This window comes from Mycobacterium sp. BMJ-28, assembly GCF_054404835.1.
Map to the genome: position 1 here is coordinate 3,712,247 of NZ_CM136783.1, position 18,877 is coordinate 3,731,123.

The window sequence follows — 18,877 nt, forward strand, 5'->3', positions numbered from 1 at the left end:
TTTCAATGTAATTGACGGCATCTTTGTCGGCACTTCGTGCACGCTCGCCGGCGGCCGCTCGTGCGCGCACGAGCGGAGCCACGATCCGCTGGGAGCAGTGAGCATGAGAGTTGCGGGCATGACCAGACAGACCACCCACTTCTGACCGCGACGTCGGCTAGTCATTGCTGACTCGCATCTCGCGTTCAACCGCGGCGAAAGGCTGGCCAACCGCTTCTTTGTCTTGCTTCACGCCGTGGAAAAACGCCGTGACATCCGACCGCAGCCGGTCATCTTTCCAGTATTCGCTGTGGCCCAGTGTGTCCTGCTTCGCCAGTTCGGTGCAATTCCTGTTGCGTTCGCCACCGAGTTGCGGAAGACAGGTTCCGATCGGATCCGTTGCACGCCAGTAGTTGTGCCACTGCTCTCCCCTGTACGACATCGTCAAGGCCGTGCTGAAGAAGTCGTCGTCGAAGTAACGCGGAAAAAAGTTCTGGTACAACGAGTGAAGCGGAGATCCGCACGTGAACAACGCGATTCGGTCCGAGGGTTCCCGGTCGACCAGGTGCAAGCCCTGCTTGAGCGCTCGCCGATCCGTCCGGCCTTCTGTCCGCTTCTCCATCCAGTGTCCCCCTCGTACGAACCAGGCACACACAACCGATCCCTGGCTGTGCCCAACTAACGCGACGGGTTCGTCGGGAAACTGCAGCACGAGGTCATTGATTGACTGGCGGATCCCAGACAACAGTGCACGGCGATATGAGGCACCCGCCAGAGGATGGAGGTCTGGCGCCCAGAATCCGGCGATATCCGCGACCGAACCAAAGAATCGCCCGAGTCTCGCCGCCCAATCCTCGGGTCTCCTCATGACAATGAGAATAATGGTGATTGCACCCGCAACTTTCAGTGCTATCAAACAGCTTTCGACGTGTGACAGTTGCATGTGACCGATGAGATAGGCCAAGGCCAGCCAGAAAACTGCAGTCAACACGATCGACAAAACAGCCAACTGTGGGAGAAAATTCGAAAGGTGATTCACGAGGTAATGCGGAGCGGACATACCTTTTAGTTCTTCGAGATCCTGGGACCGAGCTCGTGCTTCCGGCGGCGGCGCTCCGGGCAGCGACCCAGATGTGTTGCCGTTAACTGTCGATACGACACGTAACTCGGCCGACATTTGTTGGCCAGCGTCCGAGGATTCGGTGCAGTCATCTCTGGGCTGCGATCCAGTCTTATGCGGAATCCTCTTGAAGCGAACCACCTCGAAGATTACGAACACGCTGAATGCAACGATCATCGCAACCAGGAACAGCGGAATCAGATCGATTCGCAACGCATGTCCGAAATGCAGAGATCCACCACCCCGAAAGTCGTCTGCTTTGGGCAGCAGAATGTACTCCAGTTCCGCCCCTGAATCAGCACGCGCGCCGCGTCCAAATGGCACGATTTGCATTGCGCTGGCAACGAAGAGGCGTATGACGGACCCACCGACGTGCAGCAGAACGACGGCCAACACGGCGAGGATCGCAGAGCCCGCGAGGTGGGCACGTTTCTGTCGATTGATCCAGGCGGCGACGCCCAGGACGAGTGCGATAATCCAGATAGCGGCAGTTGTATACACCACCACGGGCGTCATCGGATCGATCGCATTGTCTGCGCCGTTGGTAAGTACGGAATGCAGATAACCCCGCGTTCTCGACGCAGGTCGCTGATGTAGGTAAACGATCATGCCACCAAGTGCCGCGATGCTCGTCAGGGAAACGAGCGTGCCACCTCGATCGACCAGTGGTCGGCCGGCCACCAATCGATAGAGAATCAACACGATCAGGATGGTTGGACCCGACGCTTGTAGTACCACAGCGGTGAGCCGGTCGTCGTGCCCGTCCAGAGACCGCCAAGCGGTTTCGATGATCACCGTGATCCAGGCCGCCAGCCCAATCGTCAGGCAGAGGCTTGCCGCTGCGATCAGCGACCTCGTGACGAATCGCCAACCTCTGTCACGCGGCTCCATGAAACCCGCGACGTTCAGCAAGGTGAAGGGAAATGCCAGATACCATGCGGTATTGCGGGTGATCTTCCGATTCGCGCGACTCCAGTTGACCAGGCGCAGCTTGTGTCGCGGCAATTGCGGAACGCGCCCGATCCATACCCGGCCGTCAACCGTTTCCTTGTAGGTCGGTTCACCGAGAGCGCTGTAGCGCTCATGATCACCGATACCGTGCACGCGAACTTCTACCCCGTAGTCTCGCCCCTTGTCTTCCCTATCGACCGCCACGTCTGCCGCCTCTCGCGCACATTTCACGCATTTGCGTTAGATGAGTGTCATGCGCACTAGCCGCGGTGGGGTGAGTAGCGCGGTACGCGTATTAACGCGTCTGCGGAAGCGCGCGTTGAAAGCGTCGCAGGTCTTTCCCCCGCGAGCGATCAGACGCTGACCACATCCAGCGCCCGGCGCGCGTAGGCCCGCACGTCGGCGTCGGCGTCCTTGAGTGCCAGGCCCAGCGCATCGCGGGCCGCCGACTCCGACGACGCCCACCGGGTCAGGCTCAGCACCGCCGCCTTTCGCACGTCCAGATGGGAGTCGGCCAGTGTGCGGGACAGTGACGGCACCGCGACGTCGGGCGCCACACCGGACAGGGCCCGGGCCGCGCCTTCGCGTACCTGCCAGGCCGACTCCGCCAGGGCGCGTTCGATGACCGCGATATCACCGTCGTCACCGCCGAGGGTGCCCAGCGCCGACAGGGCCGCCGCACGTACCAGCGGATCGGGGTCGGCCAGGCTGGCCCGCACCGTCTCGACACCGGCGCCCAGCGTCGCGAGTCCGCGCACCGCAGCGATCCGCACCTCCCGGTTGTCATCTGTGGCCGCCAGTGCCACACCGTGGGCGTCGTCGACCGAGACCAGCGCACGCACCGCCTCGATCCGCACCCGGTGGTCCCCGTCGCGCACGGCGGCGCGGAACTCCGCAGGCACCCGGCGCGAACTTGTCACGTACAGTGCCACCGCACGCACCACCGCATCCGGCGAATTCACGTGCGCGACAAACTGTTCGGGCGACGGCAGCACTTCGACCAATTCCCGGGCCGCTTCTGCGGCCTGCAGCCGTACGCCCGCATCGGGATCGGCCAGGGCCGCGACCAGTGCGCTCCCGTAGCCGTCGGGCAGGTTCTCCACCAGGGTCGCCACCGCGGTGCGGCGCACGCCGGCGTCGTCGTCGGCCAGGTATTCGGACAGCTCGGCCAGCGTCGGTTCCGCCAGCGCCAGCACCGCCGCGATCCGCGGTGACGGTGGCGGCGCGGGGGCCGCGGCGACCCGGGAGACCACCGTGGCCGGCGCCTTCCCGCCGAACAGCGCGGGTTGCTCGACGACGGTCATCGGCCCGGCCGAGGGCACATGCTCCAGCCCCGGCACCGGTACGAAGTACTCGGCGACGGGACGCTTGAGGAACTCCATCTCACCGGAGGCACCCTTGCGCAGATTCAGGTGATAGTTCCATTCCTGATCGTCGCGGGCCGGCAGATCGGCCCGTTCGTGGTACAGACCCCAGCGCGATTCGGTGCGGGTCAGCGAGGAGCGTGCCGCCATCTCCGCACAATCCCGGATGAACGACACCTCGGCCGCACGCATCAGCTCATGCGGGGTCCGGGCGCCGATCCCGGCCACCTCGTCGCGCATCCGGTCGAATGTCTGCACGGCGATCGACAACTTCGACGCGGTCTTGGGCGGCGCCACATAGTCGTTGACGAACCGGCGCAGCTTGTACTCCACCTGCGGCTGCGGCGGGCCGTCGGGTTGGCGCAGTGGCCGGTAGACCAGCTCGTGCGCCGCAGCCAGCTGATCGTCCGGAAGGTGCACCGGCGCGGCAGTTTCGGCCAGTGTGGAGGCCGCATGTTCACCGGCCAGGTCGCCGTAGACGAACGCGCCGATCATGTAGTTGTGCGGCACGCAGGCCAGGTCACCGGCCGCGTACAGGCCGGGCACCGTGGTCCGGGCATGCTCGTCCACCCACACCCCGGATGCGGAGTGCCCACTGCACAAACCGATCTCGGAGATGTGCATCTCGATATCGTGGGTGCGGTAGTCGTGCCCGCGATTGGCGTGGAAGGTGCCGCGGGTCGGGCGCTCGGTGGTGTGCAGGATGTTCTCCAGTGCGGACAGCGTCTCGTCGGGCAGGTGGGTCACCTTGAGATAAATCGGCCCGCGCGCGGATTCGATCTCGCTGCGGACCTCGGTCATCATCTGGCCCGACCAGTAATCCGAGTCCACGAACCGCTCGCCCTGGGCGTTGACCTGGTAACCGCCGAACGGGTTGGCCACATAGGCACACGCCGGGCCGTTGTAGTCCTTGATCAGCGGGTTGACCTGGAAGCACTCGATACCGGACAGCTCCGCACCGGCGTGGTAGGCCATCGCGTATCCGTCGCCGGCGTTGGTCGGATTCTCGTACGTGCCATACAGATAACCCGAGGCAGGCAAGCCGAGCCGGCCGCAGGCACCGGTGGCCAGGATGACGGCCTTTGCCGCGATGGCGACGAACTCGCCGGTGCGGGTGTTCAGGGCCGCCGCCCCGACGGCCCTACCGTCCGAGACGAGAACCCGCACCGGCATCAGGCGGTTCTCGATCTGGATCTTCTCCCGCATCGAGCGTTGCCGCAGCACCCGGTACAACGCCTTCTTGACGTCTTTGCCCTCGGGCATCGGCAGCACATAGGAACCCGACCGGTGCACGCGCCGCACCGCGTACTCGCCGTGCTCGTCCTTCTCGAATTTGACCCCGTACCGTTCCAGTCGCTGCACCATCGCGAACCCGCGCGTCGCGGTCTGATAGATGGTGCGCTGGTTGACGATTCCGTCGTTGGCCCGGGTGATCTCGGCGACGTAGTCCTCGGGTTCGGCCTTGCCGGGGATGACGGCATTGTTGACGCCGTCCATGCCCATCGCCAGCGCCCCGGAATGCCGCACGTGCGCCTTCTCCAACAGCAGCACCCGCGCACCGTTCTCGGCGGCGGTCAGCGCGGCCATGGTGCCCGCGGTGCCGCCGCCGATCACCAGCACATCGCAGTCCAGCCGGACCGTATCGGCGAGATCGGGGATTTCAGTCATCAGTTGTCCAATGCCTCGATGATTTCGGCACGCAGCGCACTGCGGTCCACGTTTTCGGTGCGCGGCTGGGGCACCTCTTGCAGTACCCGCAGGCCCTCGCGGCCCAGCACCGCCACCCGGTCACCGAGGATCAGCGCCTCGTCGACGTCATGGGTGACGAACACGATGGTGGTGGGGTGTGCTCGCCAGGTCGCGATCAGCAGGCGCTGCATGGCCGCGCGGGTCTGCGCGTCCAGTGCACCGAACGGTTCGTCCATCATGACCGCGCGGGGCGCGCCGGCCAGCCCGCGGGCCAATTGCACCCGTTGCCGCATGCCACCCGACAGGCTCTTGGGCAGGTAGTCCGCGAACCCGGTGAGACCCACCTCCTCGATCCAGCGTTCGGCCCGCGCCCGGCGCGTCGATCGTGGCGTGCCCCGAAGCGCAAGGGCCAGTTCGATATTCGAGCGCACGCTACGCCACGGCAGTAGCGCGCTGTCCTGGAACACCATGCCGCGGTCCCGGGAGGTGGTGGTGACGGGCTCGCCGTCGGCGCGCACCAGGCCGGAGTCCGGGGCCAGCAGACCGGCCAGTGCCCGCAACACCGTGGACTTGCCGCATCCCGACGGTCCCGTCAGGACCAGGATCTCCCCCGGCTGCACGGTCAGTGTCAGACCGCGCAGCACCGCCGTGCCGGTGTAGGACAACGTGACATCGTCGAGTTCCAGCCGCAGCCCGGTCGTCACAGCGATCGTCATCGCGTGCTCTCCTCGCCGCGCGGCAGCCACCGGGTGGCCCGGCGCCCGATCAGTTCTATGGCCGCGGCGGTGCCGAAGCCGAGCGCACCGATGGTGAGGATCCCGACGAACACGGCCGGGTAGTCCAGCACGGTGTAGGCCTGCCAGGTTCGGTAACCGACGCCGAGCCGTCCGGAGATCATCTCGGCGGAGATCACGCAGATCCACGCCACGCCCATCCCCACCGACAATCCACCGAACAATCCGGGCAGGATGCCGGGCAGCACCACCTGACGCAGCACATCCCAGCGGCCACCGCCCAGCGTGCGTACCGAGTCCTCCCAGATGGTGGGCAGCGCCCGCACCGCATGCCGGGTACTGACCATGATCGGGAAGTAGGCGGCCAGGAACGTGATGGCCACGATGCCGGCCTCGTCGCTGGGGAACAACAGGATGGCCACCGGCACGATCGCGATCGCAGGGATCGGCCGGAGCAGTTCGGTGATCGGACCGAACAGATCGGCGAACAGCGCCGAGCGACCGAGCAGGATGCCGGTGACGACACCGATCACCGCGGCCAGCCCGAAACCGGTGAGGATCCGGATCAGCGACTGTGCCAGATCCAGCCAATACTCACCGGTGCCGAGCCGGTGCGCCAGCGCCGCCCCGATCTCGGTGACGGTCGGCAGGGTGTCGAAGCGCAACCAGAACCGAACTCCGTTGGCGGTCAGCACCTGCCACAGCCCGATCGCGGCCAGCACCGAGGCCACCCGCAGGGTGCGGTGGCGCCATACCCGGCGGTCGCGGTTGCCCTGCTGCACCGCGACATCGGCGTGCGGGCGGGTCAACAGATCGGTCACACCACACCCGCCAGCGCCTGCTGGTAGTCCACGGTGCTGCTGCCGGGATGGGCGGCGGTATAGCGTGCGGCGCCGGCCGGGGTGTCGAAGGGCAGGTAGTTGCCGCCGTCGCGGACCCAGATCGCCTTGTCGGCGAACCAGCGGGTGCCCAGTTCGGCGTCGGGCACATACGCCGCCCGCACCGTGGCGCCGCGGGCTTGCGCGTTCCGCACCGCGCGCAACAGCTCGTTGGGGCTCGCCGCCGGCACGGTGGTGTCCGAGCCCTGCAGCCAGAGCTCACCGGCCGCCGGTGCGCTGGTCGCCTTGAGCGCGGCGTCGTAGTCGAGTTTGCGCTCGGCGAACGCGGCCCGCAGCGGGCCGTCCTGGACGAAGCCGGGGACGTCGAGCTCGGCGAAGTCGCCGATCGACTTCAGGTACGGCACATCGCCTTTGAGCGCCTCGACGAGCGAGGGCTTCAGCGTGGTGTCGAACGACGTGCCGCCGGGACCGTTGTACAGGTACACCACCTCCTGGGGCAGGCCGCTGGCCTCGGCGACGATGCGGGAGGCTTCCAGCGGTTTGGTGTTGAGGAAGTCGGTGGCGTCGAGTTGGGCCTGCAGGAACGCGTCGAGCACCTCGGGGTGGGTGGCCGCGTAATCCCGGCGCACCACGACCCCGTGCAGGGTCGGGTAGTTCAGCTGCGCGCCGTCATACAGCAACTTGCCCTTGTTCTGGAACACCAGCAGGCCGGGCCATGCAACGAACTGCGAAAGGCCCTGTACCTGACCGGATTCCAGCGCCGAGGCGCCTACCTGAGGCTGCTGGTTGAGCACCTCGACACCGGTCTTGGGATCGATACCGGCTTGTGACAGCGCCCGTACCAGGGTGCCGTGCCCGGCCGAACCGACGCTTGCGGACACCTTCTTCCCGGCCAGGTCGGTCAGCGTGCGGGCGGGCGAATCCGGCGACACCACCACCATGTTCAGCGCGCCCTTGGGGTTGTACCCGGTCACCGAGACGATCTCGGTACGCGCTCGTTCGTTGGCCTGGGTCTTGGAGCCGTTGATCAGCATCGGATAGTCGCCCATCGAACCGATGTCGATCTTCTCGGCGACCATCTGCGCGGTGATCGGTGCGCCGGTGTCGTAGTCCTGCCAGGTCACGTTGTATTTGGTGCCGGTGCGGGTGGTGATGTCGGCCAGCCGATGTTCCAGATATCCCTGGGCCTTGAGCAATGTCCCGGCGGTGACGGTGTTGATGGTCTTGGACTGGTAGCCGACGACGACGTCGACGACGTCGTCGTCCTTGGTGGTGGCATCGAGCGAGCAGGCCGACAGCGTGGCGGTGAGCGCAGCGAGCAGCACCGCGAGAGATTTCTTCATGAGGGTCCTCAGCGACTCAGCGGATCAGATAGGGCATGTTGACGGTGACGGCGCCGGTGGGACAGCGGGCCGCACACGGCCCGCAGTACCAGCATTCGTCGACATGCATGTACGCCTTGCCGTTGTCGGGGTTGATCGCCAGCGAATCCATCGGGCAGATCTCGACGCACAGCGTGCAGCCCTCGATACACAGCGACTCGTCGATCGTGACCGGGACGTCCAGACGGGTGTTCACCAAAGCCATCTCCAGCTCCTGCCGGTTAGTTACGGAAAAGATTGCCGCGCATGGTGATCCGGTCACCACGCATCCGGATGTACTCCAGGTCGACGGGACGACCGTCGCCAAGTCTGGTGAGCCGCTCCAGCATCAGCAGCGCCGCGCCATCGGGCACCTGCAAGGTTGCCGCCGAATGCGGATCGGCCGAGATCGCCTCCAGGGCAAGGGTTGCCGAGCCGAGCCGTTGTCCGCTGACCTGTTCGATGAGCGCGAACACATCGTTGGTCTCCAACGGATGCTCGACCACCAGGTCGCCGATGTCGGGTGCCAGATAGGTCAGGTCCAACGACAGCGGCAAGTCGCCCAGGTAACGCAGCCGCTCGATGTAGACCACCGTGGTGGCCGGTTCCAGGTCCAGCTTGCGCGCCACCGCCGGTGGCGCGGTCATCCGCAGCACGGCGCGCACCTCGTTGCGCACCTCGCCGTAGTCCTTGAACGTCTCCTTCAGCCCGACCAGCGCGTCCAGGCCGTGGTCGTATTTGCGCACCGCGACGTGGGTGCCGACCTTGGTGCCCCGGTCGATCAGCCCCTCGGCCTTGAGCACGGCGAGCGCTTCCCGGACGGTGTTGCGCGACACCGAGAAATCCGCGGCCAGTTCGGTTTCGGCGGGCAGGCCGTCGGGGTAACCGCCGGCGTGGATGTGCTGACGCAGCACGTCGGCCACCAGACGGGCCTGATCGGCGCGCGTGCGGCGGATCGGCGTCGGTTCTGGGGCTGGCACGCATTCACCGTAAGGGCGATGCAGACCTCGTCCCGACGCGCTGAGCGGCCACGATGCCGTGTGCACGACGATTGCGCCGCCGGCCCAGGACACCGACCTGCCAGAAAATGCCGGGATCGTGGTATTGCGCCACCCCCGCTCAGCGCGGCGCGTTTCGGATCGCGCTGAGCAGAAAGCTCACATCGAGCGCGACAGCACCCGGCCGAACTGCAGTAGGCGTTCCATCTGCGCGAGCCCGCCGTTGCCCACCGACTTGGTGTACCGGAACGATTCGCAGTACAGGTCGCTTTCGGTGGCGGAGGTCTTGCGGGCCCTGGTGACCAGCTGGGTGTACATCCGCAGTCGCACCTCGGACAGCCGCCGGGTCCCGTCGTTGAGCACGTCGAACTGGGTGCTCAGAATGTGGTCGCTGATCGTCGACAACAAAATGGTGCGCACCGAGGACGTCAGCTGCCGCCGGTCGTCGCTGTATTCGTCGTCGGCCCGCCACATGATCAACCGACGCCCGTCGGTGGCCACCACTTCCTGCCACAGCGCCGTGCCCCAGGACTCCTCGGACTCCCCGCGCGACATGATGAACGACGCGATCCCGGGGAACTCGACGACCGACCGGAGTTGTTCCAGCGCCAGGTCGGGGTCGCGCAGATACACCGCGGCGGCATCCTGCACGCTCATGTACGGCGCCCAGTCCTGCGGTGCGTTCATCGGAAGTTAGACCTCCTGCGACCCGCGCAGCGCCTCGGCAGCGGCCCGTATCTGTGGCGTCACGAGCATCACCTGACCGAGCACGCCGTTGACGAAGCCCGGCGAGTCGTCGGTGGACAACTCCTTCGCCAGCTCGACGGCCTCATCGACCGCCACCGGTTCGGGAACGTCCTGGGCGTGCAGCAGCTCCCACACCGCCACCCGCAGGATGGCGCGGTCCACGGCGGGCAATCGGTCCAGCGTCCAACCCTGCAGGTGCGCAGCGATGAGTTCGTCGACATGGGCACTGTGCTCGGTCACCCCGCGGGCCACCGTCACCGTGTACGGGTTCAGCGGGTTGATATCGGCCTGGCTGTGGGACAGCTTGTTGCGCCCCTCGGCCACCTCGGCGGCGGTCAGACCGCGGGCCTCGGCCTCGAACAGCAGATCGACGGCGCGTTTGCGCGCCTGATGCCGTCCGCGGTCCCCGCGACGGTCAGGCATTCCCGTCGCTCCGCTCGCCCTGGCTAGGCATTCACCCGGCCCAGATACGAGCCGTCACGGGTGTCCACCTTCAGCTTGTCGCCGGTGTTGATGAACAGCGGCACCTGCAGCTCGGCGCCCGACTCCACGGTGGCCGGCTTGGTGCCGGCGCTGGAGCGGTCACCCTGCAGACCGGGCTCGGTGTGGGTGACGACGAGCTCCACCGAGGTGGGCAACTCCAGGTACAGCGCCTCGCCGTTGTGGAAGGCGATCTGCACGGGCATGCCCTCGAGCAGGAAATCCGCGAGCCGGCCGACGAGCGCCTCCGAGAGCGGGTTCTGCTCGTAATCCTGGGAATCCATGAACACGAAATCGGAACCGTCGCGGTACAGGTAGGTGGCGTCGCGGCGGTCCACGGTCGCGGTCTCGACCTTCACCCCGGCGTTGAAGGTCTTGTCGACCACCTTGCCGGTCAGCACGTTCTTGAGCTTGGTGCGCACGAACGCCGGCCCCTTACCGGGTTTGACGTGCTGGAACTCGGTGATCTGCCACAGCTGGTTGTCGATCTGCAGGACGAGCCCATTCTTGAAGTCGGCGGTTGATGCCACGGTCTGTACAGCTCCTAGATCAGTTAATTACGACCAGTTCCTTGGGGAACCGGGTGAGCAACTCGGGTGTGGGTGCGTCCTGGCTGCCCACGACCAGGGTGTCCTCGATGCGGACACCACCCCGGCCGGGCAGGTAGACACCGGGCTCCACGGTCACCGCAGCGCCAGCAAGCAGTGTACCGACGGATGACGCGCTGATTCCCGGCGCTTCGTGGATCTGCAGCCCGACGCCGTGGCCGAGACCGTGGCCGAAGTTCTCCGCGTACCCGGCATCGGCGATGACCTGCCGCGATGCCGCGTCGACATCCTTGAGTCCGGCCCCAGGGCGCAGCGCCTCGCGGCCGGCCCGTTGTGCCGCGGCGACCAGGTCGTAGATCTCGCGCTGCCAGGCCGCCAGCGGCCCCAGCACGAAGGTGCGGGTCATGTCGGAGTGGTAGCCGGCCACCAGCGCACCGAAATCGATCTTCACGAAGTCACCGCGGGCCAGCACCGCATCGGTGGGCCGATGGTGCGGGATGGCCGAATTGGCACCGGCGGCGACGATCGTCTCGAAGGACACGCCGTCGGCGTCATAGTCCAGCATCAGCGACTCCAGGTCCCGGGCGACCTCTTTCTCGGTACGACCGGGGCGTAGGCCACCGGCGTCCACCAGCTCCCGCAGCGCGGAGTCCGCGGCCTCGCAGGCCAGCCGCAGCATGGCGATCTCACCGGCGTCCTTCACCTCGCGCAGCCGCTCGACCACGCCTGGGGCCCGGACCAGCTGCACGCCGTCGGCCGCGCGCTCCAGCAGGGCGTGGCCGTCGAAGGTCACCACATGACTTTCGAAGCCGAGCCGGCGGATGCCGGTGGCCGCGGCCCGGCCGGCCAGCTGCGGTCCGCAGGCCCGCTCGATCACCAATTCGGCATCCGGCGCCTGCGCCGCGGCCTGGGTGACGTACCGGCCGTCGGTCGCCAGGACCGGCGTGTCGTCATCGGCGCGGATCAACAGCGCCGCATTCGACCCGGTGAATCCGGACAGGTAGCGCACGTTGACCAGGTCCGTTACCAGCAAAGCGTCCACGTTGGCGACGGCCAGCCGCTGCCTCAGCCGACCTCTGCGCTGCGAAATCGTCACGACCGCTGACGGTACTCGCTACGCTGTGCCCTCATGAGTAAGTGGTTGCTGCGCGGGCTCGTGTTCGCGGCGGTGGTGGTTGTCCTGCGATTGATCCAGGGTGCGCTGGTCGACGCCTTCCCGACGAACGCCGGCTGGATCAGTCCCGCACTGGGACTTTTCCTGGCCGTGCCCGCCCTAGTGTGGGCGTATTTCGACGGCCACGCCGACGCCACCGCGCAGGCCGACCCGGACCGGCGCTCCGACCTCGCGATGGTCTGGCTGCTGGCCGGGCTGGTGGCCGGGCTGCTCGGCGACCTGGTGACGTGGTTCATCGGGCTGTTCTACAAGGCGGTGTACACCGGCAACCTGATCAGCGAGCTCACCTCGTTCGCGGCCTTCACCGCGCTGCTGGTGTTCCTCGCGGGCGTGGTCGCGGTGACCATCGGCCGTTGGGTCGTCGACCGCAAGGCGCCGCCGTACGAGCGCCGCCGCGAAGGCGATGAGCGCGCCGACACCGACGTGTTCGCGGCCGTCCAGCCCGACAGCGCCCAGTAGTTACGGGTTTCCCACCACCGAGTACGCGGCGGCCAGCAGGCTCGGGTCGGGCCCTTCCAGCCGTCCGGGCTTGGCCAGCCCGTCCAGCACCACGAACCGCAGGATGCCCGAGCGGTTCTTCTTGTCCCCGGCCATGTAGTCCAGCAGCTGCGGCAACGCGTCGGGGTCATAGCTGACCGGAAGTCCCAGCGCGGTCAGCACCCGGCGGTGCCGGTCGGCGGTGTCATCGTCCAGGCGTCCGGCCAGCCTGCCGAGTTCGGCGGCGAAGATCAGGCCCACCGACACGGCGGCGCCGTGGCGCCACTTGTAGCGCTCGCGGCGTTCGATGGCGTGCGCCAGCGTGTGGCCGTAGTTGAGGATTTCACGCAACGCCGACTCTTTCTCGTCGGCGGCGACCACCTCGGCCTTGACCACGATCGCGCGCCGGATCAGTTCGGGCAGCACGGATCCGGCCGGGTCGACCGCGGCCTCCGGGTCGGCCTCGATGAGATCCAGGATCACCGGGTCGGCGATGAAACCGGCCTTCACGATCTCGGCCATACCCGCCACGATCTCGTTGCGCGGAAGCGACGCCAGGGTCCCGAGATCGACGAGCACCGCCAGCGGCTGATGGAAGGCGCCGACCAGGTTCTTGCCCGCGTCGGTGTTGATGCCGGTCTTGCCGCCGACCGCGGCGTCGACCATGCCCAGCAGCGTGGTGGGCACGTGCACGATGTCCACCCCGCGCAGCCAGGTGGCCGCGGCGAAGCCGGCCACGTCGGTGGCCGCCCCGCCGCCCAGACTCACCAGGGCGTCCTTGCGGCCCACCCCGATCCGGCCGAGCACCTCCCAGATGAAGCCGACGACGGGCAGTTCCTTACCTGCCTCGGCGTCCGGGATCTCGACGCGGTGGGCGTCGATTCCGTTGTCCTGCAGGTGCGCCCGGATCACCTCCGCGGTCTGGGCCAGCGTGGGCTGGTGCAGCACCGCGACCTTGTGCCGGCCCGCCAGGGTGCGGCTGAGGTCCTCCAGCAGACCGGTCCCGATGATCACCGGATACGGCCGGTCGACCAGAACGTCCACCGTCACGGGTTCACTCATTGCGCGCCTCTGCTCGTCGGGCCAGCGCCGCCGGGGTGGGCGGCGCATCGGTGGTGGGTGCCGGGTTCAAGATGGTGGGCCGCCGCCAGGCCGGCCGACGGCGCCGGCGCGAACGGTGACCCGATCCGCAGCCGTCGAGCCTGGTGACGATGTGCCGGACGACGGCGCCCGGATTGCGCCGGTTGGTGTTCACCCGCATGGTGGCCACCTCGCGGTACAGCGGTACCCGCTCGGCGATCAGCGCACGGTACCGCTCCCCCGGGTCATCACCGGCCAGCAACGGACGGGCGCTGCCACTGGTGCGGCGAATCCCTTCTGCCGCACTGATTTCCAGATAGACGACGGTGTGCCCGGCCAGTGCCTCGCGGACCGCCGGTGTGGTGATGGCGCCACCGCCGAGCGACACCACACCGTCGTGCTCGGCCAGCGCCGCACGCACCACATCGGCTTCGATCTGCCGGAACGCCTGCTCGCCTTCGGTGAAGATGTCGGCAATGCTGCGGCCGGTGGTTTCCACGATCTTGGCGTCGGTGTCCAGCAGCGGGACCTGCAGTGCCTTGGCCAGCCGCCGTCCGATGGTGGACTTGCCGGAACCCGGCATCCCCACCAGCACAGCCTTGGGCGCCATGAGCTATCCCGACGCCCGCTGGGCAGGTTCGCGCTCGCGGACCGCCGCCAGGTAGCTCTCGACATTGGCCGTGGTCTCGGCCAGCGAGTCGCCGCCGAACTTCTCCAGCGCGGCCCGCGCCAGCACCAGCGCCACCATGGTCTCCACCACCACGCCCGCGGCGGGCACCGCGCACACATCGGAACGCTGGTGAATCGCGACCGCCTCGGCACCGGTGGCCATGTCGACGGTGGCCAGCGCCCGCGGCACGGTGGAGATCGGTTTCATCGCCGCACGCACCCGCAGCGGCTGACCGTTGGTCATCCCGCCCTCCAGGCCGCCGGCGCGGTTGGTGGAGCGCAGCACGCCGTCCGGGCCGGGGTACATCTCGTCATGGGCCACGCTGCCGCGCCGGCGGGCGGTCTCGAAACCGTCGCCGATCTCGACACCCTTGATGGCCTGGATGCCCATCACCGCCGCGGCCAGCTGGCTGTCCAGGCGGTTGTCGCCGCTGGTGAACGAGCCCAGCCCGATCGGCAGGCCGGTGACCACCACTTCGACCACACCGCCGAGGGTGTCGCCGTCCTTCTTGGCCGCTTCGATCTCGGCGATCATCAGCTGCTCGGCCTGCTCGTCGAAAGCACGCACCGGGCTGTCATCGATGCGGGCCAGGTCCTGCGGCAGCGGTGACGGGCCGTCGTATGGCTTGACTGCGCCGATGGCGATGACATGCGAGATGACCTCGACGCCGAGGGCCTGGCGCAGGAACGCCCGCGCCACGGTGCCGGCGGCGACCCGGGCGGCGGTCTCGCGGGCGCTGGCCCGCTCCAGCACCGGGCGGGCGTCGTCGAAGCCGTATTTGAGCATGCCCGCGTAGTCCGCGTGGCCGGGGCGCGGCCGGGTCAGTGGGGCGTTGCGCGCCGCGTCGCTTGCCAGCTGGGTCGCGTCGACCGGGTCGGCGGCCATCACGGTCTCCCACTTCGGCCACTCGGTGTTGCCGATCTCGATGGCGATGGGCCCGCCGAGGGTCAGCCCGTGCCGGACCCCGGTGAGCACGGTCACCTGGTCCTTCTCGAACTTCATCCGGGCGCCCCGGCCATAGCCGAGGCGGCGCCGCTGCAACTGGGCAGCGATGTCGTCGGAGGTCACGGACAGCCCCGCCACCATGCCTTCGACCATCGCCACCAGGGCACGGCCATGGGATTCACCAGCGGTAGTCCATCGCAACACGGGTGACATTCTCCCACGCGGACATCCGCGTGACCGAATCTGTCAACCTGCGCTCCATTGCAGCAGCACCGTGTCCATCCAGCGGTCGTGTTTGTGGCCGACCCGCGTCAACCGGCCCGCGTCGCGGAATCCGAACCGCCGGTGCAGCCGCATCGATGCCGAATCGCCGGTATCGGGTGCCGGCTCGCCGCCGACGTCCGCGATCACGGCGATCACCTCCCGCACCCCGGCGGCGCGGCTGAGATTCAGCAACGCGGGCAGCAGTTCGGCGCCGCAGCCACTGCCGACGGCCCACGGCGCCACGTAGATCGAGTCCTCCGCGGTGGCCCGATAGGCCGGGCGCGTCTTCCACGGCGCGCAATAGGCGTAGCCGGCCACCGCGCCGTTGCGCTCGGTCACCAGAAACGGCAGGCCGGCCGCCACGATCGCCGCGAACCGAGTGCGCCACTCGGCCACATCGGGCGCCTCGAGCTCGAAGGTCGCGACGCTGGTGGTGACGTAATGGGCGTAGATCTCGGCGATCTCAGGCAGGTCGGCGGTGGACGCGGCGCGGACGGACATGGTCTCTCACGGTAGGGCTACACGAACACCAGGGCGACCGATGCGGCGGTGGCCACGCACATCGACGGCCCGTGCGGCACGGCGGTTCCGGTGCCCCGCCACATCGCGGCCAGCCCGAGCAGCCCGGTGAACAGGGGTGCCGCCAGCGCCGCGAGCACCCACACCGGCAGGCCGAACGCGCCGGTGAGCCCGCCCAGGCCCAGCGCGAGCTTCACGTCGCCCGCACCCATCGACGCCGGATCGACCAGATGCACCGCCAGGTACACACCGGCCAGCGCGCCCGCCCCGGCGAGCGCGCCCGCGCCGTGCCCGGCCAGCGCGGCACCGGCGACGATCACCGCCGCACCGGGCAGGGTCAGCGTGTTGGGCAACCGGTGCTGCCGCACGTCGTACACACACACAGCGCCACCAGCCACGCGCCGACCAGCCCCGCCCCCATCAATCGAGGTTAGAGCGGCCGAAGCGCCTGCCTCATCACCTCTTTGGGGGCTGGCAGCCCAGTGAACTGCTCCACCTGCGCGAAGGCTTGGTGCAGCAGCATGTGCAGACCGCTGATCACCCGGCCGCCGGCGGCCGCGACCGCAGCGGCCAGCGGAGTCGGCCACGGATCGTAGATCGCGTCCAGCAGCACCGGCACCCCGGCGACGGTCGCGGTGTGGCCGGCGGCGACGTCGGCGGGCAAGGTGTTCACCACCGTGTCGACGTCGACCCTGGTGCCGAGTTCGACCCATCGGACGGTCACGCCGAGCGGTTCGGACAACGCCACCAGTGGCGCCGCCTTGACGCGGTCGCGGGCCACCACGGCGATGTCCCGGACCCCCAGGGTGGCCAGCCCCACCACCGCCGCCGGGGCGGTGCCGCCGGATCCCAGCACCGCCGCGCGTGCACCCCGATGGTCCCCGAGGGCGCCGATCACCCCGTCGATGTCGGTGTTGTCGGCGCGCCAGCCGGTATCGGTGCGCACCAGGGTGTTGGCCGAGCCCACCAGCTCGGCACGTGGGGTGCGCTCGGTGGCCGATCGCAGCGCGGCGAATTTGCCCGGCATGGTGACCGAGAGGCCCACCCACTCCGGACCCAGACCCGCCACCAGGGTCGGCAGTTCGTCGGCCGTGCACTCGATGCGCTCGTAGGTCCAGTCGGTCAGCCCGAGCGCACGGTAGGCCGCCAGGTGTAGATCGGGCGAGCGGGAGTGGGTGATCGGCGAGCCGAGTACGGCAGCCCGCCTAGCGGGCACTGTCCAGGACCCCGTTGTGCTTGGCCAGCTCGATATTGGCCAGGTGCTGCTCGTAGTCCCGGGTGAACAACGTGGTGCCCTGCAGGTCGATGGTCACGAAGTACAGCCAGTCCCCCGGTGCCGGGTTCTCCGCGGCGGCCAGCGCGGGCCCGCCCGGCGAACAGATCGGGGTGGCCGGAAGTCCTTCGGAGGCATAGGTGTTCCACGGCGTCACCCGGGCCCGGTCGGCGTCGGTGGTGGCGACTTCCTGGCGGTCCAGCGAGTAGTTCACCGTCGAGTCGAACTCCAGCTTGCGGTGTTCGGCCAGCCGGTTGTAGATCACTCTGGCCACCTTGGCGAAATCCTGCGGTTTGGCTTCCCGCTGTACCAGCGAGGCGACCACCAGGATCTGATAGGGCGTCAGGTGCGTCGATGCCGCGGCGTCGAGCAACCCATTGGCTTCGTACTGCGCCGTGCTGGCCTTGACCAGGCTGTTCAAGATCTCCTGGGGCGACCCGGACGGATTGACGTTCCAGCTGCCCGGGGCGATCAACCCCTCCAGTCTGCGGTGGTCGGCGCCCATCGCGGTGACGGCCGCGGTCGCCCAGTTCGGTACCGCCAGCGCGGTCAGGTCTGCGCTGCCTGCGATCTTCTTGAGGTCGTCGGCGGGCACACAGCGGTGGTCGCCGTTGATGTCCACGCAGGAGGCCTTCGAGATCAGCGTGAAGATCCCGTCGGTCACCGCATTGGTCTTCACATCGGCGACGTCGTCGAGCTGGCGGCCCTCGGGGATCACCAGCTCACCCACCCGATTCTTGGCGTCCGTGAGCCGGGTGACCGCGCCCGACGCGGGTATCTCGGTGCGCAGCTTGTAGAAACCGGGCTGGATGGCCGCGATCGCCTGGTTGCCCGCCGCCGCCTCGACGAATGCCTTGGCCGAGGACACCACGTTCTGCTGCTGCAGGGTCTGGCCGATCGCGGTGGTCGAGTCCCCGCTGTGCACCTCGACGACCACGTCGGCGGTGCCGTCGCCCGCGAAGTCGCCGCCGGACCCGAACACGCCGTGCCACATCCGCGAGCCCAGGAACACCGCACCGACGATCACCACCACCAGCGCCGCCACCGCCAGACCGCTGAACAGGCGCCTGCGGCGCTGCATCCGGCGGGCGCGGGCCCGCGAGGCCCGGCTCATCCGTCGCCGTGGCGGTCCGACCGCCACGGGTTCATTGCGCTTGGTGCTCCAGTGCTCACTCATCGGCAACCCCTAGCGCGGACCGGCGCTGGTCCAGCCAGGTCTGCAGAATCGCTACTGCGGCAACCTGGTCGACCATGGTCCGCTGGTTCTTGGCTCGAACACCTGCATCCCGCAGTGAACGTTGTGCGCTAACGGTAGTCAGCCGCTCGTCGACGAGCCGCACCGGTGTCGGCGCGATCCGTGCGGCCAGGGCGTCGGCGATTTCGACGGCGTCCTGCGCCGACGAGCCGGCCCTGTCGGCGAGGGTGCGCGGTAGGCCGACCACCACCTCGACGACCTCATGCTCGCCGGCCAGGGTGATCAGCCGGCGCAGATGACGCCCACCGCGTTCCCGCCGGACCGTCTCCAGCGGCGTGGCCAGGATGCCGTCGGGGTCGCAGACGGCCACACCGATCCGTACCGTGCCGACGTCGACACCGAGCCGACGGCCCCGCCCGGGATCGTCTGCGCCCGGCCTGTCCGGCAGACGTTCGGTGTCCGGCACGCAG

Annotated in this window: 18 protein-coding genes and 2 pseudogenes; 1 reads left to right on the forward strand and 19 read right to left on the reverse strand. The window is 68.1% G+C overall.

Translation table 11 applies throughout. From position 1 onward, the window contains the following. Positions 1–157: 157 nt before the first annotated feature. From ACXPWS_RS18345 to ACXPWS_RS18395, 11 genes are all read right to left on the reverse strand, one after another. A complete protein-coding gene (locus ACXPWS_RS18345; protein ID WP_458708029.1) occupies positions 158–2,254 on the reverse strand; it encodes a hypothetical protein in 2,097 nt (698 codons plus the stop codon). 149 nt (positions 2,255–2,403) lie between these two features. Beyond that, positions 2,404–5,082, reverse strand: coding sequence for a fumarate reductase/succinate dehydrogenase flavoprotein subunit (locus ACXPWS_RS18350; RefSeq protein ID WP_458708030.1), 2,679 nt, complete (start codon positions 5,080–5,082; stop codon positions 2,404–2,406). Next, a complete protein-coding gene (locus tag ACXPWS_RS18355) occupies positions 5,082–5,819 on the reverse strand; it encodes an ABC transporter ATP-binding protein (protein WP_458708031.1) in 738 nt (245 codons plus the stop codon). The genes ACXPWS_RS18350 and ACXPWS_RS18355 overlap by 1 nt, the downstream gene beginning before the upstream one ends. After that, entirely contained in the window at positions 5,816–6,619 is an 804-nt protein-coding gene (locus tag ACXPWS_RS18360) for an ABC transporter permease (RefSeq protein ID WP_458713591.1), read from the reverse strand. Before ACXPWS_RS18360 ends, ACXPWS_RS18355 begins: the two co-directional genes overlap by 4 nt. Before the next feature lie 35 nt (positions 6,620–6,654). Next, positions 6,655–8,019 carry an ABC transporter substrate-binding protein gene (locus tag ACXPWS_RS18365; RefSeq protein WP_458708032.1) on the reverse strand — a complete coding sequence of 455 codons (1,365 nt, stop codon included), beginning with the start codon at positions 8,017–8,019 and terminating at the stop codon, positions 6,655–6,657. 16 nt (positions 8,020–8,035) lie between these two features. Further along, positions 8,036–8,263: a 4Fe-4S dicluster domain-containing protein gene (locus tag ACXPWS_RS18370; RefSeq protein WP_458708033.1), complete on the reverse strand. Its 228-nt coding sequence runs from the start codon at positions 8,261–8,263 to the stop codon at positions 8,036–8,038. A gap of 16 nt (positions 8,264–8,279) precedes the next feature. Then, entirely contained in the window at positions 8,280–9,017 is a 738-nt protein-coding gene (locus ACXPWS_RS18375) for a GntR family transcriptional regulator (RefSeq protein WP_458708034.1), read from the reverse strand. Positions 9,018–9,194: 177 nt separating this feature from the next. After that, positions 9,195–9,722, reverse strand: a complete 528-nt coding sequence (locus tag ACXPWS_RS18380) for a hypothetical protein (protein ID WP_458708035.1) — start codon at positions 9,720–9,722, stop codon at positions 9,195–9,197. 6 nt (positions 9,723–9,728) lie between these two features. Beyond that, positions 9,729–10,205: a transcription antitermination factor NusB gene (gene nusB / locus ACXPWS_RS18385; protein WP_458708036.1), complete on the reverse strand. Its 477-nt coding sequence runs from the start codon at positions 10,203–10,205 to the stop codon at positions 9,729–9,731. Between the two features lie 23 nt (positions 10,206–10,228). Further along, a complete protein-coding gene (efp, locus tag ACXPWS_RS18390; RefSeq protein ID WP_458708037.1) occupies positions 10,229–10,792 on the reverse strand; it encodes an elongation factor P in 564 nt (187 codons plus the stop codon). A gap of 19 nt (positions 10,793–10,811) precedes the next feature. Beyond that, a complete protein-coding gene (locus ACXPWS_RS18395; protein ID WP_458708038.1) occupies positions 10,812–11,906 on the reverse strand; it encodes a M24 family metallopeptidase in 1,095 nt (364 codons plus the stop codon). Positions 11,907–11,939: 33 nt separating this feature from the next. Between ACXPWS_RS18395 and ACXPWS_RS18400 the strand changes: the two genes are divergently transcribed. Further along, positions 11,940–12,443 (forward strand): B-4DMT family transporter, encoded by a 504-nt coding sequence (locus ACXPWS_RS18400; RefSeq protein ID WP_458708039.1) that lies wholly within the window; start codon positions 11,940–11,942, stop codon positions 12,441–12,443. Here the strand turns inward: ACXPWS_RS18400 and aroB are convergent, their stop codons facing one another. The 8 genes and pseudogenes from aroB to ruvX form a co-directional block, all read right to left on the reverse strand. Next, positions 12,444–13,523, reverse strand: coding sequence for a 3-dehydroquinate synthase (gene aroB, locus ACXPWS_RS18405; RefSeq protein WP_458708040.1), 1,080 nt, complete (start codon positions 13,521–13,523; stop codon positions 12,444–12,446). Between the two features lie 136 nt (positions 13,524–13,659). After that, a pseudogene (locus ACXPWS_RS18410) lies at positions 13,660–14,151 on the reverse strand (shikimate kinase); the annotation flags it as partial. 3 nt (positions 14,152–14,154) lie between these two features. Next, a complete protein-coding gene (aroC, locus tag ACXPWS_RS18415) occupies positions 14,155–15,360 on the reverse strand; it encodes a chorismate synthase (RefSeq protein ID WP_458708041.1) in 1,206 nt (401 codons plus the stop codon). Positions 15,361–15,402: 42 nt separating this feature from the next. Beyond that, positions 15,403–15,921, reverse strand: a complete 519-nt coding sequence (locus tag ACXPWS_RS18420) for an N-acetyltransferase family protein (RefSeq protein WP_458708042.1) — start codon at positions 15,919–15,921, stop codon at positions 15,403–15,405. Between the two features lie 17 nt (positions 15,922–15,938). Next, positions 15,939–16,360: pseudogene (locus ACXPWS_RS18425) on the reverse strand (prepilin peptidase). A gap of 9 nt (positions 16,361–16,369) precedes the next feature. Then, on the reverse strand, positions 16,370–17,155 hold the full coding sequence (locus ACXPWS_RS18430; RefSeq protein WP_458708043.1) for a shikimate dehydrogenase: 786 nt from the start codon (positions 17,153–17,155) through the stop codon (positions 16,370–16,372). Beyond that, entirely contained in the window at positions 17,145–18,389 is a 1,245-nt protein-coding gene (gene mltG, locus ACXPWS_RS18435) for an endolytic transglycosylase MltG (RefSeq protein WP_458708044.1), read from the reverse strand. The genes ACXPWS_RS18430 and mltG overlap by 11 nt, the downstream gene beginning before the upstream one ends. Then, positions 18,382–18,873, reverse strand: a complete 492-nt coding sequence (gene ruvX / locus ACXPWS_RS18440; RefSeq protein ID WP_458708045.1) for a Holliday junction resolvase RuvX — start codon at positions 18,871–18,873, stop codon at positions 18,382–18,384. Before ruvX ends, mltG begins: the two co-directional genes overlap by 8 nt. Between the last annotated feature and the right edge of the window lie 4 nt (positions 18,874–18,877).

Coding starts and splice junctions, on each gene's coding strand:
- ACXPWS_RS18350 (WP_458708030.1), bottom strand. CDS start 5,082: ATGACTGAAATCCCCGATCTCGCCGATACGGTCCGGCTGGACTGCGAT.
- ACXPWS_RS18355 (WP_458708031.1), bottom strand. CDS start 5,819: ATGACGATCGCTGTGACGACCGGGCTGCGGCTGGAACTCGACGATGTC.
- ACXPWS_RS18365 (WP_458708032.1), bottom strand. CDS start 8,019: ATGAAGAAATCTCTCGCGGTGCTGCTCGCTGCGCTCACCGCCACGCTG.
- ACXPWS_RS18370 (WP_458708033.1), bottom strand. CDS start 8,263: ATGGCTTTGGTGAACACCCGTCTGGACGTCCCGGTCACGATCGACGAG.
- ACXPWS_RS18380 (WP_458708035.1), bottom strand. CDS start 9,722: ATGAACGCACCGCAGGACTGGGCGCCGTACATGAGCGTGCAGGATGCC.
- nusB (WP_458708036.1), bottom strand. CDS start 10,205: ATGCCTGACCGTCGCGGGGACCGCGGACGGCATCAGGCGCGCAAACGC.
- ACXPWS_RS18400 (WP_458708039.1), top strand. CDS start 11,940: ATGAGTAAGTGGTTGCTGCGCGGGCTCGTGTTCGCGGCGGTGGTGGTT.
- aroB (WP_458708040.1), bottom strand. CDS start 13,523: ATGAGTGAACCCGTGACGGTGGACGTTCTGGTCGACCGGCCGTATCCG.
- ACXPWS_RS18420 (WP_458708042.1), bottom strand. CDS start 15,921: ATGTCCGTCCGCGCCGCGTCCACCGCCGACCTGCCTGAGATCGCCGAG.
- mltG (WP_458708044.1), bottom strand. CDS start 18,389: ATGAGTGAGCACTGGAGCACCAAGCGCAATGAACCCGTGGCGGTCGGA.